Origin of the sequence: Amycolatopsis aidingensis (genome assembly GCF_018885265.1) — a bacterium.
In the GTDB taxonomy this organism is placed as follows: Bacteria; Actinomycetota; Actinomycetes; order Mycobacteriales; family Pseudonocardiaceae; genus Amycolatopsis; species Amycolatopsis aidingensis.
Genome location: NZ_CP076538.1, coordinates 6,812,929 through 6,831,007, shown reverse-complemented (window position 1 = coordinate 6,831,007; position 18,079 = coordinate 6,812,929). Strand labels below are relative to the sequence as shown.

Sequence of the window (18,079 nt, the reverse complement as noted above, 5' to 3'; positions counted from 1 at the left end):
CCCCTAGCCCGACTCAACCCCAAGGGGATGCAACGACGTGCTGGACGTCAATTTCTTCGACGAACTCCGGATCGGCCTCGCTACCGCGGACGACATTCGCCAGTGGAGCTTCGGCGAGGTGAAGAAGCCGGAGACCATCAACTACCGCACCCTCAAGCCGGAGAAGGATGGGCTCTTCTGCGAGAAGATCTTCGGTCCGACCCGGGACTGGGAGTGCTACTGCGGCAAGTACAAGCGGGTCCGGTTCAAGGGCATCGTCTGCGAGCGCTGCGGCGTCGAGGTGACCCGCGCCGAGGTGCGCCGCGAGCGGATGGGCCACATCGAGCTGGCCGCCCCGGTCACGCACATCTGGTACTTCAAGGGCGTGCCCTCGCGGCTGGGCTACCTGCTGGACCTGGCCCCGAAGGACCTCGAGAAGATCATCTACTTCGCGGCCTACGTGATCACCAGTGTGAACACCGAGCTGCGGCACAACGACCTGCCCACGCTGGAGAACGAGATCGGCGTGGAGCGCAAGAACATCGAGGCCAAGCGCGACTCCGACATCGAGGAGCGGGCGCAGAAGCTCGAGGCCGACCTGGCCGAGCTGGAGGGCGAGGGCGCCAAGTCCGACGTCCGCCGCAAGGTCAAGGAGGGCGGCGAGCGCGAGATGCGCCAGATCCGCGACCGGGCGCAGCGTGAGCTGGACCGGCTCGAGGAGGTCTGGTCCACCTTCACCAAGCTGGAGCCGCGGCAGCTGGTCGTGGACGAGGTGCTGTACCGCGAACTGGTGGACCGCTACGGCGAGTACTTCACCGGCGGCATGGGCGCGGAGGCCATCCAGAAGCTGGCCACCGAGTTCGATGTGGACGCCGAGGCGGAGAGCCTGCGCGAGACCATCCGCAGCGGGAAGGGGCAGAAGAAGCTCCGCGCGCTCAAGCGGCTCAAGGTCGTGTCCGCGTTCCAGTCCACCAACAACGACCCGCGCGGCATGGTGCTGGACGCGGTGCCGGTGATCCCGCCGGAGCTGCGCCCGATGGTGCAGCTGGACGGTGGCCGGTTCGCCACCTCCGACCTGAACGACCTGTACCGCAGGGTGATCAACCGGAACAACCGGCTGAAGCGGCTGATCGACCTCGGCGCGCCCGAGATCATCGTGAACAACGAGAAGCGGATGCTGCAGGAGGCCGTGGACGCGCTGTTCGACAACGGCCGCCGCGGGCGCCCGGTGACCGGCCCCGGCAACCGGCCGCTGAAGTCGCTTTCCGACCTGCTGAAGGGTAAGCAGGGCCGGTTCCGGCAGAACCTGCTCGGTAAGCGCGTGGACTACTCCGGCCGTTCGGTGATCATCGTCGGCCCGACGCTGAAGCTGCACCAGTGCGGGCTGCCGAAGGACATGGCGCTGGAGCTGTTCAAGCCCTTCGTGATGAAGCGGCTGGTGGACCTCAACCACGCGCAGAACATCAAGTCCGCCAAGCGGATGGTGGAGCGGGCCCGGCCCGCGGTGTGGGACGTGCTGGAGGAGGTCATCACCGGCCACCCTGTGATGCTGAACCGGGCGCCGACCCTGCACCGGCTGGGTATCCAGGCCTTCGAGCCGCAGCTGGTGGAGGGTAAGGCCATCCAGCTGCACCCGCTGGTCTGCGAGGCGTTCAACGCGGACTTCGACGGTGACCAGATGGCCGTGCACCTCCCGCTGTCCGCGGAGGCGCAGGCCGAGGCGCGGATCCTGATGCTGTCGGCGAACAACATCCTGTCGCCGGCCTCTGGGCGCCCGCTGGCCATGCCGCGGCTGGACATGGTGACCGGGCTGTACCACCTGACCAGGGTGGACGAGAACGCGGCCGGTGCCGGCCAGGCGTTCTCCTCGCCCGCCGAGGCCATCATGGCCTTCGATATGCACCAGATCGGCCTGCACGCCCCGGTGAAGATCCGGGTCAACGACCGCCAGCCTGCCAAGGCCGACGAGCCGAAGCTCGCCGAGAAGGGCTGGGAGCCCGGTCAGCCGTGGCTGGCCGAGACCACCCTCGGCCGGGTGCTGTTCAACGAGCTGCTGCCTGCGGACTACCCGTTCGTGAACGAGCCGCTGCCGAAGAAGCGGCAGGCGGCCATCGTGAACGACCTCGCCGAGCGGTACTCGATGACCCAGGTCGCGCAGACCCTGGACCGGCTCAAGGACGCCGGGTTCTACTGGGCCACCCGGTCCGGTGTCACCGTGGCGATCTCCGACGTGCTGGTGCCCGAGGACAAGAAGCGCATCCTGGACGAGTACGAGGGCAAGGCCAGCCAGGTGGAGAAGCGCTACCAGCGCGGCCAGCTCTCGCACGCCGAGCGCAACAACGAGCTGGTCAAGGTGTGGGCGCAGGCGACGGAGGACGTCGCCAAGGTCATGGAGGACCACTTCCCCGAGGACAACCCGATCTCGATGATCGTGAAGTCCGGGGCGGCGGGCAACATGACCCAGGTCCGCTCGCTGGCCGGTATGCGTGGCCTGGTGTCCAACCCGAAGGGTGAGTACATCCCGCGCCCGATCAAGGCCAACTTCCGGGAGGGCCTGTCCGTGGCGGAGTACTTCATCGCCACCCACGGCGCCCGGAAGGGTCTGGCGGACACCGCGCTGCGGACCGCGGACTCGGGTTACCTGACCCGGCGCCTGGTGGACGTCTCCCAGGACGTCATCGTCCGGGAGCGGGACTGTGGCACCAGCCGCGGCATCAACATGCGGATCGCCGACGAGCTGCCGGACGGCAGGGTGCTGAGTGCCGAGCACGTGGAGACCAGCGTGTACGCCCGTGCGCTCGCCGCGGACGCGGTGGACGCCAAGGGCAATGTGGTGCTGAACGCGGGTGACGATCTCGGCGACCCCGCGATCGAGAAGCTGATCTCCAGCGGGATCGCCAAGGCCAAGGTCCGCAGCGTGCTGACCTGCGAGTCCGCCGTGGGTGTGTGCGCGACCTGCTACGGCCGGTCGATGGCCACTGGCAAGCTGGTGGACGTCGGCGAGGCCGTGGGTATCGTCGCCGCCCAGTCCATCGGTGAGCCCGGTACCCAGCTGACCATGCGTACCTTCCACCAGGGTGGTGTCGCCGGTGACGACATCACCACGGGTCTGCCCCGTGTCACCGAGCTGTTCGAGGCCAGGGTGCCGAAGGGCAAGGCGCCGATCGCCGACGTCGATGGCCGGGTGCGCATCGAGGAGAGCGAGCGGTACTGGAAGATCACGCTGGTGCCGGACGACGGCAGCGAGGAGATCGTCTTCGACAAGCTGTCCAAGCGGCAGCGGCTGGCGATCACCCCCGAGGGGCGCCCGCTGGCGGACGGCGACCACGTCGCGGTCGGGCAGCAGCTGCTGGAAGGCACCCCGGACCCGCACGAGGTGCTGCGCGTGATGGGCCCGCGCGAGGCGCAGATCCACCTGGTGGACGAGGTGCAGAAGGTGTACCGGGCGCAGGGTGTGTCCATCCACGACAAGCACATCGAGGTCATCGTCCGGCAGATGCTGCGCCGGGTGACGATCATCGACTCCGGTGCGACCGACTTCCTGCCCGGCGAGCTGCCCGAGCGGACCAAGTTCGAGTCGACCAACCGGGCCGCGGTGGCCGAGGGCGGCGAGCCCGCATCCGGTCGTCCGGTGCTGATGGGCATCACGAAGGCCTCGCTGACCACCGACTCCTGGCTGTCGGCTGCGTCGTTCCAGGAGACCACGCGGGTCCTGACCGACGCGGCGATCAACGGCCGCAGCGACAAGCTGGTCGGCCTGAAGGAGAACGTGATCATCGGTAAGTTGATCCCGGCCGGTACCGGGATCAACAGGTACCGCAACATCCAGGTGCAGCCGACCGAGGAGGCCAGGGTGGCCGCGTACGCCATCCCGTCCTACGACGACGGCTACTACACCCCGGACGTGTTCGGTACCGGCACGGGTGCCGCGGTGCCGCTGGACGACTACGACTTCGGCCGCGACTTCCGCTAACCCGCCCTACCCCTCCACCGAGAGCCCTCGGCCACCGCGGCCGAGGGCTCTCTTCATGCCCCCACGAAGTGCGTTTAGCGGGCAGAACGCAGCCAGGTGGGGCTCCGGGAGGTGCGTTTAGCGGGCGAAATGTAGTCGCCGAGGCGCGCGGGGGTAGCCGAAGGGTGGAGCTTCGGGACAGGGGGCGGCGTGCTACCCGGTGGTAGCCGTTGGTTGGCTGGGGCGGCGAAGACGCCTGATCCCGCGGGTCGTGCCGAGGTAGGCGAGCCAGAGCAGCGTCGGCACCAGCACCGCCATGGCGACCAGGAACCAAGCGGCGACCGAGTCTACGTAGATCTGGTGCGGCCAGGCGGGAGACAGCCCGGCCTCGATCGTCTCGCCCTCGGCGGGCCGCCAGCCCCACGCCAGCCACCAGATATCGGCCTGATGCGTCGCGCCGTCCAGAGTGTAGGTCCCCTGCACAGTCGTGGTGTCGGTGACGGTTCGCCCGCTGCTGGATTCGAAAACTGAGGTGACCTGCAGGCTGATATCCCTGGTCAACCCGAGGAGGTAGAGCAGCGGACCGAGCAGCACGAACCAGAAGTCGGCGGCGAGGACCAGGGTGAGCACCGTGCCGAGGAACTTCTTGGCGCGGGACTCCGTGCCGAGCGCGGCGGCCAGTATCAGCGAGAAGATGACCAGCCCCACCAGGACGGCGCCGAGCGCGACGAAGTCGCTCGGGTCGAGCGCGGCCACCAGCCAGGTGACTGTGGTGGCCAGACCCACGACGGCACCCGCCCAGGTGGACACCCTGGCCCAGGTGCGGGTGCGGCCCGAGTGGCCGACGGCCTGGCCCGACGCGACGGTCGCCGGTACGGGTGCCGTGTCCTCGTCGGCCGACGAATCCGTCCGCTCCTCCGGCAACTTCGCCCTGAGCTTGCCTCCTGCCCAGAGCAGTATGCCCATGACCAGGTAACCAGCGACGATGATCCCAGGCAGATAGTCAAGGAAGGTCATGACCGGATCGTCCTTTCGAGCCGAGTCACGTCACGAACAGCACGATGACCAGCACGACGAAGACGGTGAAGCCCGCCAGCTGGAACAGACGGGCAGGGGTGAGGTGCCGCCGCCATTCCTGCCCGCCCGGCGCCGCCTGCGGGCCGGAGGTGTTCCCGGCAGGCCCGTACGCGGCCATGGGGTTCCCGGGCTGCAGCGGGGTGCGCTCGAGGAACCCGATCAGGAAGTCGATCTGGTGCATGACCCTGTCCGGCCCGATCTCGCCGGGCCAGCTCATGTGCAGCACGCCCTGCTCGATGGCCAGTGGCGTGCCGAACTGGCCCGCGTAGTGTGCCAGCCAGTCCAGGCTGGCCTGGTTCAGCGTGGCTGAAGCGAATCGATGATCGTTGGCGAACGCTTGCAGCTGGCCGGAGAACGGTTGCGGCAGGGCAACCTGCGACCACTGGCCAGGACCATGCCGCAGATCCTGTTCGAGGCCCTCGCCCCGGTTGACCGGCAGGACCTTCAGTGACGGGCAGTCCGAGACCGCGATCTCGACCCGATACTCGCCCATGATGACCGGGCTGGCCGTGGTGACGGGCCCCTTCTGATAGTGCGCCTGAGCGGCCCGCGTCGGCCAACGACCCCGTACGAGGTCCAAGGCGTACTCGTAGACGGGCTTGGTCACCGTGGACATCGCGTCGACCCAGCCGCCGTCGACCTGACCTGCGAACGGAGGGCGCAGGGTCGACGATCTCGGCGTCGACTCGGCAGCGCCCATGCGTACCTGACCACCCACCTGACCGGCGAGCCCGCGCAGTCCCTCCAGCTGCCGGGTGCGGTCGCGCTTGTCCAGCCGACGTCGCAGCCAGAAGACCAGCAGCACGATCGCCACCAGAATGGCAACCAGGATGCCGAGGTTGAGCTGCCAACTATCGGTCATGACCCGCCCCTATCCTGCTGGTTCGCCGCCGTGAGCCTCAGATGTCCAGGTAGCCCTGCGTCTCTTCCACGGACTGATCGGCGCCGGTGTCGTCGTACTCGTCGCCCTTCTGCAGGTTGCTGTAGTTACGGGCCGCCTTGTCCACCCCGGCGTTCGCGCCCGTACCTGCTCCCACCTGTGCCGCGGCGGTGTCACCGACCTGGCCGAGCATCGACTTGCCGAAGCCGTCCTTGACCCGGCCGCCGATCATCCCGTCCGAGCCGTAGAGCTTCTCCACCGGCTTCGCGAGCGGCGACTTGCTGACCCCCTGCAGGTCGAGGTCGGCGAGGCCGCGCTGCATACGCTTGGTGTCCATCGCCTGCTTGAAGGCGGTACGGACGTTGCCCATCCGGGCCTTCAGGCGACGCAGGAAGGCCATGATGTCGTCCAGCAGCTTGCGCAGCTTGGCGATGGTCCGGGTGACCCGGCTGCCGGTGGACACGGCCCGCGCTGTGGTGGCGGTGCCCGCGGCGGCAGTCGACGCGCCGAAGGACGGCACCGCCGCGGCCAGTGCCGGGATCCAGATCATGATCAACCAGGTGATGAACTCGGTGAGCAGCGCCTTGATGAAGTCCTCGATGACGGTCATCACCATGCTGGACATCTGCAGCAACTCGGCCACTTCGCCGGCCTGCCCGGCTACCCCGTCAATGCCCTTGGCGAACTCGCCCAGTTTGGTACCCGCGGCCTCGGCGGCGTCGCCTCCCCAGGTCTGCAGCGAGTTCTTCAGCTCCTCCTCGAAGGTCTTCCGCAGCTCGACGACACCCTGGCCGATGGCGTTGAAGTTCTCCGCGGCCTGGGACAGCGCCGGGCCGTCGCCGCTGACGAAGTGGATCGCGTCCTCGAGCGGCTGGACGACGCTGATCAGGAAGTTGAGTCCCTGGCCGACCAGCCAGCCGATCGGGTCGGTGGCGATTCCGAGCCCGGCCCCGGCCAGCGACTGAATGAACCCGGAGCCCTCACCCACCAGTGCGCCGACCTCGGAGCCACTCGCACCGTCGGTGAGTTTGGACCCGGCATCGAACGTCTTGAGCGCGTTGCCGTAGAGCGGCACGGCTTCCTGCGCCTTGGTGCCGAGGTCCTTCTCACCGGTCTTGATGGTGACCCCGCCCGCGGTGTGCTCCTGCTCGGCCATGTCCCTGCCTCGTCCCTCTTCGTTGCCCGGTGGGTCAGTTGTCGATCTGGACCTTCAAACCGTCCAGCAGCTGGGCGACGGCTTCTTCGTGCTGCTGGTAACCGTCCGCGGCCTGGGAGAACTTGTCGGCACCGTTCTGCAGCCCGTTCTGCAGGTCGGTGAACAGGTCCTTCAGCTCGCCCAGCATCTCGGTGTACTGGCCCTTGACGAAGATCCCGACGATGCCCCAGGACTCGTCGCCTACGTCAGCGGTGTCGACGAGGCCTGCGATCTCACCGGCGGTGCCCTTCTGGCCGGTGAGCTTCTGCGCGTAGGTGCGCAGCTCGTCCTCGCTGACCGTGAATCCGCCGCTCATGTGCCCTGCCCTCTCGTCCGTACGCACCCGCTCCAGCGCGGCCCTGGCCGGTCGGCCGTGCCTTGGACCGGGGAGCGGAGGCCCCGGTTCCATCCGGTTCGGCGCGCCTGCGCGGGTCATGATCCAACCAGCCGGTCATCCGCGACCGACACCCCGCCGAGTGCGTTTCGCGGGCTAACCGTACCCAGCCGGCCCCCTGGGAGTGCGTTTAGCGGGCAAACCGTAGTCAGTGGGCACGGGCTGGCGCGGTTCGGCGTGCTTGGCGGGTACCGCGGTCGCCGACGCCGGGGTCAGGCCGGGATCAGCCGGGTGATGGACGCGATGAGCGGCGCTTCGGGGAGGACTGCGGGACCCGACAGCCGCCCGCCGCTGCACCGGTGCCGCTGGCGGAATTCACCCAGCTTCCACTCGGCGTTGCCTCAGGTTGATTAACCGCGTAGATGTTCGATGGCCGACAGCGATCCCGATCAGCGGCGATCGTCCTCGTCGAACAGGTTCTTCAGGAACTCGTCCCCGGCCGAGCCACCCGGGCCACCCGCGCCGGGTGGCGGCGCTGCCGGGCGGTCCTGTCCCTGGCTGGCCGGCCGCAGGAAGGACTGTTCCGAGTAGTCGTCCTGGCGCTCCTCCTCAGCGGCCCGCTGGGTGGGAGCGGCCTCGGCCATCCTGGACCGCAGCTCCTCCACGCTGGTGCCCAGCACCTCGGCCTGGGTCTCCAGGACCTGCTCGGTCAGCTGCAGGTCGTCACCCATATGGGCGTCGACGATCCCGGCCTGCTTCCTGGCCGACTCGGCGACCGCTTCCTGCAGAGTGGACATCAACGTCTGGGCGAGTGCCTCCGGACGCTGCCTGAGCGCGGCCTCGGTGAGCCGGATGTCCTTCACCGAACCGCCCGGCCCGGCGACCACCGTCACCGAGCGGTCTGGGGAGCTGGCCGCGGCCTCCAGCTGGCTCAGCTCGCCCTGCATGTCCGCGATGTTCGCGAACCGGTCATCGACCCGTTTCATCTTCGACTGGAACTGCTCGAACTGCGCGACGAGCTGCTCGAACTCCGCTGACAAGGTCGCCTCCTTGGCCGTGCCCTGGTGATCAGGCGCCGATCTTCCCGCTTGATCCTCAGAATGACGCATCGACCCCCTCGGCGGGCTCCGATCCGGTAGACTGAGGACGAGGAGTCGCCTGGATGCCGGGCCGCCCCGGCATTAACCACCCCCGATTTGGTCGCCGTGAACACGGGCGGGTATCTTTGACGACCGTGCCCGGCAGACGTCGGGCCGCTCCGCGTGCCATTCGGCCACGGTCGGATGCCCTCGGTGTCCGGCTTGCCGGCCGGGGTCAGGCGGGGTCCCTCGGAAATCCTGACGGGAAGTTACCGGATCGCACGATCCTGACGCGGGCCGACACGCCCGACCGCGGGGGCCGGGGAGGCCACCAACGAGAGCTATCGGGACGCTGACGGCTCGACAGATAGAGACACAAGCAGGACGCGACAGAAAGCTGGTCCATTGCCCACGATCCAGCAGCTGGTCCGTAAGGGCCGCCAGGACAAGGCTGTCAAGCAGAAGACTGCGGCGCTCAAGGGGAGCCCGCAGCGGCGCGGCGTGTGCACCCGCGTGTACACGACCACGCCGAAGAAGCCGAACTCGGCGCTGCGCAAGGTCGCGCGTGTGAAGCTGACCAGTGGCATCGAGGTCACCGCCTACATTCCCGGCGAGGGGCACAACCTCCAGGAGCACTCGATGGTGCTGGTCCGTGGTGGTCGTGTGAAGGACCTGCCGGGCGTCCGTTACAAGATCATCCGCGGTTCGCTGGACACGCAGGGCGTGAAGAACCGCAAGCAGGCGCGCAGTCGGTACGGCGCGAAGAAGGAGAAGAGCTGATATGCCCCGCAAGGGTCCGGCCCCGAAGCGGCCGCTGATCTCCGATCCGGTCTACAGCTCCCCGCTGGTCACCCAGCTGGTGAACAAGGTGCTGAAGGACGGCAAGCGCTCGCTTGCCGAACGGATCGTGTACGGCGCACTGGAAGGCGCTCGCGAGAAGACCGGCACCGACCCGGTTGTCACGCTGAAGCGCGCGCTCGACAACGTGAAGCCCACCCTCGAGGTGAAGAGCCGCCGCGTCGGTGGCGCCACCTACCAGGTGCCGATCGAGGTCAAGCCCGGTCGCTCGACGACCCTTGCCCTGCGCTGGATCGTGAAGTTCTCGCAGCAGCGCCGCGAGAAGACCATGATCGAGCGCCTGCAGAACGAGCTGCTCGACGCGAGCAACGGCCTCGGGGCCAGCGTGAAGCGCCGCGAGGACACGCACAAGATGGCCGAGTCGAACAAGGCCTTCGCCCACTACCGGTGGTAACACCGCCCGGCTGCGCCAGAAGCCAGCCAGGGCCCCACGCTTGAGACAGGGGACATTGAAGTGGCACGTGACGTGCTGACCGACCTGAACAAGGTCCGCAACATCGGCATCATGGCCCACATCGACGCCGGTAAGACCACCACGACCGAGCGGATCCTGTACTACACCGGGATCAACTACAAGATCGGCGAGGTGCACGACGGCGCCGCGACGATGGACTGGATGGAGGAGGAGCAGAAGCGGGGTATCACCATTACCTCGGCTGCCACCACCACCTTCTGGACCGACTACCAGATCAACATCATCGACACCCCGGGCCACGTCGACTTCACCGTCGAGGTGGAGCGGTCGCTGCGGGTGCTCGACGGTGCGGTCGCCGTCTTCGACGGCAAGGAGGGCGTCGAGCCCCAGTCCGAGCAGGTCTGGCGGCAGGCCGACAAGTACGAGGTCCCCCGGATCTGCTTCGTCAACAAGATGGACAAGCTGGGCGCGGACTTCTACTTCACGGTGAAGACCATCGAGGAGCGTCTCGGTGCCCGCCCGCTGGTCATCCAGCTGCCGATCGGCGCGGAGAGCGGCTTCGAGGGCGTCGTCGACCTGGTGCGGATGAAGGCGCTGACCTGGCGCGGGGATGTCAAGAAGGGCGAGGACTACGAGGTCGAGGACATTCCGGCCGACCTCGCCGACCGCGCCGCGGAGTACCGCGACAAGCTCATCGAGGCCGTCGCCGAGACCGACGACGAGCTGATGGAGAAGTACTTCGGTGGCGAGGAGCTGACCCAGGACGAGATCAAGGCCGGCATCCGCAAGCTGACCATCGACCGGGCCGCCTTCCCGGTGCTGGCGGGCTCCGCGTTCAAGAACAAGGGCGTGCAGCCCATGCTGGACGCGGTGATCGACTACCTGCCGTCGCCGCTGGACGTGCCGCCGGTCGAGGGCCTGCTGCGGGACGGCGAGACCCCGGCCAGCCGCAAGCCCTCCACGCAGGAGCCGTTCTCCGCGCTGGTTTCCAAGGTCGCGGTGCACCCGTTCTACGGCAAGCTGACCTACATCCGGGTCTACTCCGGCAAGGTCGCCTCGGGCACGCAGGTGATGAACGCGACCAAGGAGCGCAAGGAGCGCGTCGGGAAGCTCTTCCAGATGCACTCCAACAAGGAGAACCCTGTCGACGAGGCACAGGCCGGGCACATCTACGCGGTGCAGGGCCTGAAGGACACCACCACCGGTGACACCCTCGCCGACCCGCAGAACCCGATCGTGCTTGAGTCGATGACCTTCCCCGCGCCGGTCATCGAGGTGGCCATCGAGCCGAAGACGAAGGCCGACCAGGAGAAGCTCTCGACGGCGATCCAGAAGCTGGCCGAGGAAGACCCGACCTTCCAGGTCAACCAGGACGAGGAGACCGGCCAGACCATCATCAAGGGGATGGGTGAGCTCCACCTCGAGGTGCTGGTGAACCGGATGAAGTCCGACTTCAAGGTCGAGGCGAACATCGGTAAGCCGCAGGTCGCCTACCGGGAGACCATCCGCAAGACGGTCGACAAGCACGAGTACACGCACAAGAAGCAGACCGGTGGCTCCGGTCAGTTCGCCAGGGTGATCATCAAGCTGGAGCCGCTGGAGACGACGGACGGTGCACTCTACGAGTTCGCCAACGAGGTCACCGGTGGCCGCGTGCCGCGGGAGTACATCCCGTCGGTCGACGCGGGCGCCCAGGACGCCATGCAGTACGGCGTGCTGGCCGGCTACCCGCTGGTCGGGTTGAAGCTCACCTTGTTGGATGGTGCGTACCACGAGGTCGACTCTTCGGAGATGGCGTTCAAGGTCGCCGGTTCGATGGCGATGAAGGAAGCCGCGAAGAAGGCGGGCCCGGTACTGCTGGAGCCGATGATGGCCGTCGAGGTGACCACGCCCGAGGATTACATGGGCGATGTCATCGGCGACCTGAATTCGCGTCGTGGCCAGGTTCAGGCCATGGACGAGCGCGCGGGCACCCGCGTCGTGAAGGCTCTGGTTCCGCTGTCGGAGATGTTCGGTTACGTGGGCGACCTGCGGTCCAAGACCCAGGGTCGTGCGAACTACTCCATGCAGTTCGACTCCTACGGTGAGGTTCCTTCGAACGTCGCCAAGGAGATCATCGCGAAAGCTACCGGGGAATAAACTCCGGTAGCACCCAAAGCGGGTCGCCCAGGTCCGCACAACTGACCAGATGACCCGCCGCAAAGGCAGCCACGTCGAGCGGCGGCAGGAAAGCAAAAGTCCAGGAGGACATTCCAGTGGCGAAGGCGAAGTTCGAGCGGGACAAGCCGCACGTGAACATCGGCACCATCGGTCACGTCGACCACGGCAAGACCACGCTCACCGCGGCGATCACCAAGGTGCTGCACGAGAAGTACCCGGACCTGAACACCGCGTCGGCGTTCGACATGATCGACAATGCCCCGGAGGAGAAGCAGCGCGGCATTACGATCAACATCTCGCACGTCGAGTACCAGACCGAGAAGCGCCACTACGCGCACGTCGACGCCCCCGGTCACGCGGACTACATCAAGAACATGATCACCGGTGCCGCCCAGATGGACGGTGCGATCCTGGTGGTCGCGGCGACCGACGGCCCGATGCCGCAGACCCGTGAGCACGTGCTGCTGGCCAAGCAGGTCGGTGTGCCCTACATCGTGGTGGCGCTGAACAAGGCCGACATGGTGGACGACGAGGAGATCATCGAGCTGGTCGAGCTGGAGGTTCGCGAGCTGCTGAACTCCCAGGACTTCCCCGGCGACGACGCCCCGGTGATCAAGGTCTCCGGCCTGAAGGCGCTCGAGGGCGACGAGCAGTGGTCGCAGACCGTGCTCGAGCTGATGGACGCCGTGGACGAGAACGTCCCGGACCCGGTGCGCAGCCTGGACAAGCCGTTCCTGATGCCGATCGAGGACGTGTTCACCATCACCGGTCGCGGCACCGTGGTGACCGGCCGCGTCGAGCGTGGCCAGATCAACGTCAACGAAGAGGTCGAGATCGTCGGCATCCGCGAGAAGTCGACCAAGACCACCGTCACCGGTGTCGAGATGTTCCGCAAGCTGCTCGACTCCGGCCAGGCCGGTGACAACGTCGGCCTGCTGCTGCGTGGCATCAAGCGGGAGGACGTCGAGCGCGGCCAGGTCGTCGTGAAGCCCGGCACCACCACCCCGCACACCGAGTTCGAGGGCTCGGTGTACATCCTGGCCAAGGACGAGGGTGGGCGGCACACGCCGTTCTTCAACAACTACCGCCCGCAGTTCTACTTCCGGACCACCGACGTGACCGGCGTGGTGACCCTCCCCGAGGGCACCGAGATGGTCATGCCGGGCGACAACACCGACATCAGCGTCCAGCTGATCCAGCCGGTCGCCATGGACGAGGGTCTGCGTTTCGCCATCCGTGAGGGTGGCCGGACCGTCGGTGCAGGACAGGTCACCAAGATCATCAAGTGATTCCGAGCCGGACCCGGGGACTTCAGCCCCGGGTCCGGCTTGCGAATCCGGGTGTGCGACACTATTAGGGTTGCTCGTCACTGGGTGGCCGTTCGTCGGAGCGATTCGACAAAACGGCCACCTTGGTGCGAGTGCCCAGGACTCGGATTACGAGTCGGGGGCCTCGGAAACCACCGGCGGCTCCTTCCGGAAGAGACCTACGGCACGGCGATTTCCCTGGGGATCGGTCTGTGCGCCGGGCGCGACACGCCCGACCGCGTGGACCGGAGGTCAGGGTGTTGACGTGCGGAAACTGGCGCGAGGCGAGCAGGAAATGCACGCCGCGCCGGTGTGAGAAGCGGCACGAGACTCCAGGGCCAACCACCGACCTTTCGGACTGGCCACGGAAGAGACGAGAAGGAACGAGCTGCCACCATGGCGGGACAGAAGATCCGCATCCGGCTCAAGGCCTATGACCACGAGGCGATCGATGCTAGCGCGCGCAAGATCGTCGAGACGGTCACGCGCACCGGCGCCTCCGTGGTGGGGCCGGTGCCGCTGCCCACCGAAAAGAACGTCTACTGCGTCATCCGCTCGCCGCACAAGTACAAGGACTCGCGCGAGCACTTCGAAATGCGCACGCACAAGCGTCTGATCGACATTCTCGACCCGACGCCGAAGACGGTGGACGCACTCATGAGGATCGACCTCCCAGCGAGTGTCGACGTCAACATCCAGTAAGGGCACGCGCAGCGGCGGAGATAAGAGACTCATGTCTGACAGGCAAGTGAAGGGCATCCTGGGTACCAAGCTCGGCATGACCCAGGTCTTCGACGAGAACAACCGGGTTGTTCCGGTGACCGTCGTGAAGGCCGGGCCGAACGTGGTTACCCAGGTGCGCAACCAGGAGACCGACGGCTACACGGCCGTCCAGTTGGCCTTCGGCGCGATCGACCCGCGCAAGGTCAACAAGCCGGAGTCCGGGCACTTCAGCAAGGCGGGTGTCACCCCCCGGCGGCACCTCGTCGAGCTGCGGACGCACGACGCCGAGACCTACGAGGTCGGCCAGGAGATCACCGTCGAGGTGTTCGACACCGGCGCTCTGGTCGACGTCACCGGCACCAGCAAGGGCAAGGGCTTCGCGGGTGTGATGAAGCGGCACGGCTTCAGCGGCCAGGGCGCCAGCCACGGTGCGCAGGCCGTGCACCGCAAGCCGGGCTCGATCGGTGGCTGCGCCAGCCCCGGCCGCGTGTTCAAGGGCATGCGGATGGCCGGCCGGATGGGCGGCGACCGGGTCACCACGCAGGGCCTGACCGTGCACGCCGTGCGCGCCGAGGACGGCCTGCTGCTGATCAAGGGTGCGGTACCGGGCCCGAAGGGCGGCGTGGTGTTCGTCCGCGATGCCGCGAAGGCGCCGCAGAAGGGTGGTGCGAAGTGAGCAGCCTCGAGCTGAAGACGCCGGCCGGTGCGGCCGAAGGCACCGTCGAGCTGCCCGGGGAGATCTTCGATGTGCAGGCCAACGTGCCGTTGATGCACCAGGTGGTGGTGGCCCAGCTGGCCGCCGCGCGCCAGGGCACCCACTCGACGAAGACCCGCGGCGAGGTCTCCGGTGGTGGCAAGAAGCCGTACCGCCAGAAGGGCACCGGCCGCGCCCGCCAGGGCTCGATCCGCGCCCCGCAGTTCACCGGCGGTGGCACGGTGCACGGCCCCAAGCCGCGCAGCTACGACCAGCGCACCCCGAAGAAGATGAAGGCCGCCGCGCTGCGGGGTGCCCTCTCCGACCGGGCCCGTTGCGGCCAGCTGCACGTGGTCACCGAACTGGTCAGTGGCGAGAAGCCTTCCACAAAGGACGCCAAGCAGGCGCTGGCCGCGGTGACGCAGGCCAAGCGCGTGCTCGTGGTGCTGCACCGGGACGACGAGCTCGGCTGGCGCTCCGCACGCAACCTGTCCTACGTGCACCTGATCACGCCGGACCAGCTGAACACCTACGACGTCCTGGTCAACGACGACGTGGTCTTCACAAAGGCCGCGTTCGATGCGTTCGTCGCCAAGGGCGCCAAGGGCAACGCCGCTGAAGGGAGTGAGCAGCAGTGAGCTCGGTGGCGATCCCCGACCCGCGCGACATCCTGATCGCGCCGGTGATCTCCGAGAAGTCCTACGGGCTGCTCGAGGACCACAAGTACACCTTCCTGGTCCGCCCGGACGCCAACAAGACCCAGATCAAGATCGCGGTCGAGCAGGTGTTCGGGGTCAAGGTGGTCAGCGTGAACACGCTGAACCGCCTGGGCAAGCGCAAGCGCACCCGGTACGGCTTCGGCAAGCGCAAGGACACCAAGCGTGCCGTCGTGACGCTCTCGGCCGAGAGCAAGCCGATCGAGATCTTCGGCGGCCCCGCCGCGTAAGGGACTGAGCAGACATGGGCATTCGCAAGTACAAGCCGACAACCCCGGGGCGCCGGGGCTCCTCGGTTGCCGACTTCGCCGAGATCACCAGGACGGAGCCGGAGAAGTCGCTGCTGCGTCCGTTGCACAGCAGCGGCGGCCGGAACTCATCCGGCAAGATCACCACCCGGCACAAGGGCGGTGGGCACAAGCGGGCGTACCGGCTGATCGACTTCCGGCGCAACGACAAGGACGGCGTGCCGGCCAAGGTCGCGCACATCGAGTACGACCCGAACCGCACCGCACGGATCGCGCTGCTGCACTACGCCGACGGCGAGAAGCGCTACATCATCGCGCCGGACAAGCTGAAGCAGGGCGACCCGATTGAGAGCGGCCCGCGTGCCGACATCAAGCCGGGCAACAACCTGCCGCTGCGCAACATCCCGGTCGGCACCGTGGTGCACGCGATCGAGCTCCGTCCCGGCGGCGGCGCGAAGATCGCCCGCTCCGCCGGTGCGCGGGTGCAGCTCGTCGCCAAGGACGGCCCGTACGCCCAGCTGCGGATGCCCTCGGGCGAGATCCGCAACGTGGACGTGCGCAACCGCGCCACCGTGGGTGAGGTCGGTAACTCCGAGCACTCGAACATCAGCTGGGGCAAGGCGGGCCGCAGCCGCTGGAAGGGCAAGCGCCCGACCGTCCGCGGTGTGGTGATGAACCCGGTGGACCACCCGCACGGTGGCGGTGAGGGCAAGACCTCCGGTGGCCGTCACCCGGTGAACCCGAACGGGAAGCCGGAAGGCCGCACCCGTCGTCGCAAGCCGAGCGACAAGTTGATCGTCCGCCGCCGGCGTACCGGCAAGAAGCGCTGAGCAGGGAGGTAAGAGAACATGCCGCGCAGCCTGAAAAAGGGCCCGTTCGTGGACGACCACCTGCTCAAGAAGGTGGACGCGCTGAACGAGTCGGGCAAGAAGACGGTGATCAAGACCTGGTCCCGCCGCTCCACGATCATCCCGGACTTCCTGGGGCACACGATCGCGGTGCACGACGGCCGTAAGCACGTGCCGGTGTTCGTCACCGAGGCGATGGTGGGGCACAAGCTGGGCGAATTCGCCCCGACGCGGACCTTCAAGGGCCACGTCAAGGATGACCGCAAGTCGCGCCGCCGCTGAGCGCCGAACACGAGAAGGAAGCAAGCGATGAACGCCCAGAACGACGCCGCGACGGCAGAGGAACTGCCGGTCGCCGTGGCGCGGGCTCGCTTCGTCCGGGACTCGCCGACCAAGGTGCGCCGGGTGATCGAGCTGATCAAGGGTCGTAGCGCCAACGAGGCCCTTGCCGTGCTCCGGTTCGCTCCGCAGGCGGCCAGTGGCCAGTTGGCCAAGGTGCTCTCCAGCGCTATGGCCAATGCCGAGAACAACCTCGACCTGGACCCGGACACGCTCTGGGTGAAGAACGCCTACGCGGACGAAGGGCCGACGCTCAAGCGGATCCGCCCGCGTGCCCAGGGCCGTGCGTACCGGATCCGGAAGCGGACCAGTCACATCACGGTCGAGGTCGAGTCCCGGCCGAAGGCAGACGTGAAGAAGAGCGGCAAGAAGAAGGCAGGTGGCCGGTAGTGGGCCAGAAGATCAACCCGCACGGCTTCCGGCTCGGGATCACCACGGACTGGAAGTCCCGCTGGTACGCCGACAAGCAGTACTCGGAGTACGTCGCCGAGGACGTCAAGATCCGCAAGCTGCTGTCGACCGGCATGGAGCGGGCCGGCATCTCCAAGGTGGAGATCGAGCGCACCCGGGACCGGGTGCGGGTGGACATCCACACCGCGCGTCCCGGCATCGTGATCGGTCGCCGCGGCGCGGAGGCCGACCGGATCCGTGGCGCACTGGAGAAGCTGACCGGCAAGCAGGTCCAGCTGAACATCCTCGAGGTGAAGAGCCCCGAGTCCGATGCCCAGCTGGTCGCGCAGGGTGTCGCCGAGCAGCTGTCCAACCGGGTGGCTTTCCGTCGCGCCATGCGCAAGGCGATCCAGACCTCCATGCGTTCGCCGCAGGTCAAGGGCATCCGGGTGCAGTGCGGTGGCAGGCTCGGCGGTGCCGAGATGTCCCGCTCGGAGCACTACCGCGACGGCCGGGTGCCGCTGCACACGCTGCGTGCCGACATCGACTACGGCTTCTTCGAGGCCCGCACCACCTTCGGCCGGATCGGCGTGAAGGTGTGGATCTACAAGGGCGACCTGGTGGGTGGCCTCAAGGCCAAGGAGGCGCGGGACGCCGCCGCGGCCGCGGAGCGCCCGCCGCGCCGGGAGCGTCCCTCCCGCCCGCGCCGCTCCGGTTCCTCGGGCACCACGGCCACGTCGACCGAGGCCGGGCGGGCCGCGCAGGACTCCGGTGGCAACAAGTCCTCGTCCGCGCAGGGCGGCGCGCAGTCGGACACGGACGTCGCGACCAGCCAGGCACCGCAGGTGGCCTCGCCGGACGCGGCAGAGAAGACGGAGGGCTGAG

The 18,079-nt window shown here is 67.6% G+C and carries 18 protein-coding genes; 13 read left to right on the top strand and 5 right to left on the bottom strand.

Annotated features, from left to right (window positions below; translation table 11 throughout):
• Window positions 1–37: 37 nt before the first annotated feature.
• Entirely contained in the window at window positions 38–3,952 is a 3,915-nt protein-coding gene (locus KOI47_RS31245; protein ID WP_216210515.1) for a DNA-directed RNA polymerase subunit beta', read from the top strand.
• Between the two features lie 192 nt (window positions 3,953–4,144).
• Here KOI47_RS31245 and KOI47_RS31240 read toward each other — a convergent pair whose 3' ends face one another.
• From KOI47_RS31240 to KOI47_RS31220, 5 genes are all read right to left on the bottom strand, one after another.
• Window positions 4,145–4,948 (bottom strand): hypothetical protein, encoded by an 804-nt coding sequence (locus tag KOI47_RS31240; RefSeq protein WP_216210513.1) that lies wholly within the window; start codon window positions 4,946–4,948, stop codon window positions 4,145–4,147.
• Window positions 4,949–4,973: 25 nt separating this feature from the next.
• Window positions 4,974–5,870 (bottom strand): hypothetical protein, encoded by an 897-nt coding sequence (locus KOI47_RS31235; RefSeq protein WP_216210511.1) that lies wholly within the window; start codon window positions 5,868–5,870, stop codon window positions 4,974–4,976.
• Window positions 5,871–5,907: 37 nt separating this feature from the next.
• A complete protein-coding gene (locus KOI47_RS31230; protein WP_216210509.1) occupies window positions 5,908–7,044 on the bottom strand; it encodes a hypothetical protein in 1,137 nt (378 codons plus the stop codon).
• Window positions 7,045–7,078: 34 nt separating this feature from the next.
• On the bottom strand, window positions 7,079–7,399 hold the full coding sequence (locus KOI47_RS31225; protein ID WP_216210506.1) for a type VII secretion target: 321 nt from the start codon (window positions 7,397–7,399) through the stop codon (window positions 7,079–7,081).
• A 467-nt stretch (window positions 7,400–7,866) separates the two neighbouring features.
• Window positions 7,867–8,457: a YbaB/EbfC family nucleoid-associated protein gene (locus KOI47_RS31220; RefSeq protein WP_216210504.1), complete on the bottom strand. Its 591-nt coding sequence runs from the start codon at window positions 8,455–8,457 to the stop codon at window positions 7,867–7,869.
• Between the two features lie 444 nt (window positions 8,458–8,901).
• Between KOI47_RS31220 and rpsL the strand changes: the two genes are divergently transcribed.
• The 12 genes from rpsL to rpsC all read left to right on the top strand — a co-directional run bounded on the left by rpsL (window position 8,902) and on the right by rpsC (window position 18,078).
• On the top strand, window positions 8,902–9,276 hold the full coding sequence (rpsL, locus tag KOI47_RS31215) for a 30S ribosomal protein S12 (protein WP_216210502.1): 375 nt from the start codon (window positions 8,902–8,904) through the stop codon (window positions 9,274–9,276).
• A 1-nt stretch (window position 9,277) separates the two neighbouring features.
• Window positions 9,278–9,748 carry a 30S ribosomal protein S7 gene (gene rpsG, locus KOI47_RS31210; protein WP_216210500.1) on the top strand — a complete coding sequence of 157 codons (471 nt, stop codon included), beginning with the start codon at window positions 9,278–9,280 and terminating at the stop codon, window positions 9,746–9,748.
• Between the two features lie 60 nt (window positions 9,749–9,808).
• Window positions 9,809–11,908: an elongation factor G gene (gene fusA, locus KOI47_RS31205; protein WP_216210497.1), complete on the top strand. Its 2,100-nt coding sequence runs from the start codon at window positions 9,809–9,811 to the stop codon at window positions 11,906–11,908.
• Between the two features lie 116 nt (window positions 11,909–12,024).
• The gene (tuf, locus tag KOI47_RS31200) at window positions 12,025–13,218 is read left to right on the top strand and encodes an elongation factor Tu (protein WP_216210495.1); all 1,194 of its coding nucleotides are present in this window, start codon (window positions 12,025–12,027) and stop codon (window positions 13,216–13,218) included.
• 414 nt (window positions 13,219–13,632) lie between these two features.
• Complete coding sequence (gene rpsJ / locus KOI47_RS31195) at window positions 13,633–13,938, top strand: 30S ribosomal protein S10 (protein WP_003883485.1); 306 nt, start codon at window positions 13,633–13,635, stop codon at window positions 13,936–13,938.
• A gap of 31 nt (window positions 13,939–13,969) precedes the next feature.
• On the top strand, window positions 13,970–14,635 hold the full coding sequence (gene rplC / locus KOI47_RS31190) for a 50S ribosomal protein L3 (RefSeq protein ID WP_216210492.1): 666 nt from the start codon (window positions 13,970–13,972) through the stop codon (window positions 14,633–14,635).
• A complete protein-coding gene (gene rplD, locus KOI47_RS31185) occupies window positions 14,632–15,291 on the top strand; it encodes a 50S ribosomal protein L4 (RefSeq protein WP_216210490.1) in 660 nt (219 codons plus the stop codon). The genes rplC and rplD overlap by 4 nt, the downstream gene beginning before the upstream one ends.
• The gene (gene rplW, locus KOI47_RS31180; protein ID WP_216210488.1) at window positions 15,288–15,599 is read left to right on the top strand and encodes a 50S ribosomal protein L23; all 312 of its coding nucleotides are present in this window, start codon (window positions 15,288–15,290) and stop codon (window positions 15,597–15,599) included. The genes rplD and rplW overlap by 4 nt, the downstream gene beginning before the upstream one ends.
• Before the next feature lie 14 nt (window positions 15,600–15,613).
• Window positions 15,614–16,447 carry a 50S ribosomal protein L2 gene (gene rplB, locus KOI47_RS31175; RefSeq protein WP_216210486.1) on the top strand — a complete coding sequence of 278 codons (834 nt, stop codon included), beginning with the start codon at window positions 15,614–15,616 and terminating at the stop codon, window positions 16,445–16,447.
• An 18-nt stretch (window positions 16,448–16,465) separates the two neighbouring features.
• Complete coding sequence (gene rpsS / locus KOI47_RS31170) at window positions 16,466–16,747, top strand: 30S ribosomal protein S19 (protein ID WP_130474842.1); 282 nt, start codon at window positions 16,466–16,468, stop codon at window positions 16,745–16,747.
• Between the two features lie 27 nt (window positions 16,748–16,774).
• Entirely contained in the window at window positions 16,775–17,194 is a 420-nt protein-coding gene (rplV, locus tag KOI47_RS31165; protein WP_216210485.1) for a 50S ribosomal protein L22, read from the top strand.
• Window positions 17,194–18,078: a 30S ribosomal protein S3 gene (gene rpsC / locus KOI47_RS31160; RefSeq protein WP_216210483.1), complete on the top strand. Its 885-nt coding sequence runs from the start codon at window positions 17,194–17,196 to the stop codon at window positions 18,076–18,078. Before rplV ends, rpsC begins: the two co-directional genes overlap by 1 nt.
• Window position 18,079: the final 1 nt, after the last annotated feature.

Coding starts and splice junctions, on each gene's coding strand:
- rpsJ (WP_003883485.1), top strand. CDS start 13,633: ATGGCGGGACAGAAGATCCGCATCCGGCTCAAGGCCTATGACCACGAG.
- rplC (WP_216210492.1), top strand. CDS start 13,970: ATGTCTGACAGGCAAGTGAAGGGCATCCTGGGTACCAAGCTCGGCATG.
- rpsS (WP_130474842.1), top strand. CDS start 16,466: ATGCCGCGCAGCCTGAAAAAGGGCCCGTTCGTGGACGACCACCTGCTC.
- KOI47_RS31225 (WP_216210506.1), bottom strand. CDS start 7,399: ATGAGCGGCGGATTCACGGTCAGCGAGGACGAGCTGCGCACCTACGCG.
- rpsG (WP_216210500.1), top strand. CDS start 9,278: ATGCCCCGCAAGGGTCCGGCCCCGAAGCGGCCGCTGATCTCCGATCCG.
- rplV (WP_216210485.1), top strand. CDS start 16,775: ATGAACGCCCAGAACGACGCCGCGACGGCAGAGGAACTGCCGGTCGCC.
- rplB (WP_216210486.1), top strand. CDS start 15,614: ATGGGCATTCGCAAGTACAAGCCGACAACCCCGGGGCGCCGGGGCTCC.
- KOI47_RS31235 (WP_216210511.1), bottom strand. CDS start 5,870: ATGACCGATAGTTGGCAGCTCAACCTCGGCATCCTGGTTGCCATTCTG.
- KOI47_RS31230 (WP_216210509.1), bottom strand. CDS start 7,044: ATGGCCGAGCAGGAGCACACCGCGGGCGGGGTCACCATCAAGACCGGT.
- KOI47_RS31240 (WP_216210513.1), bottom strand. CDS start 4,948: ATGACCTTCCTTGACTATCTGCCTGGGATCATCGTCGCTGGTTACCTG.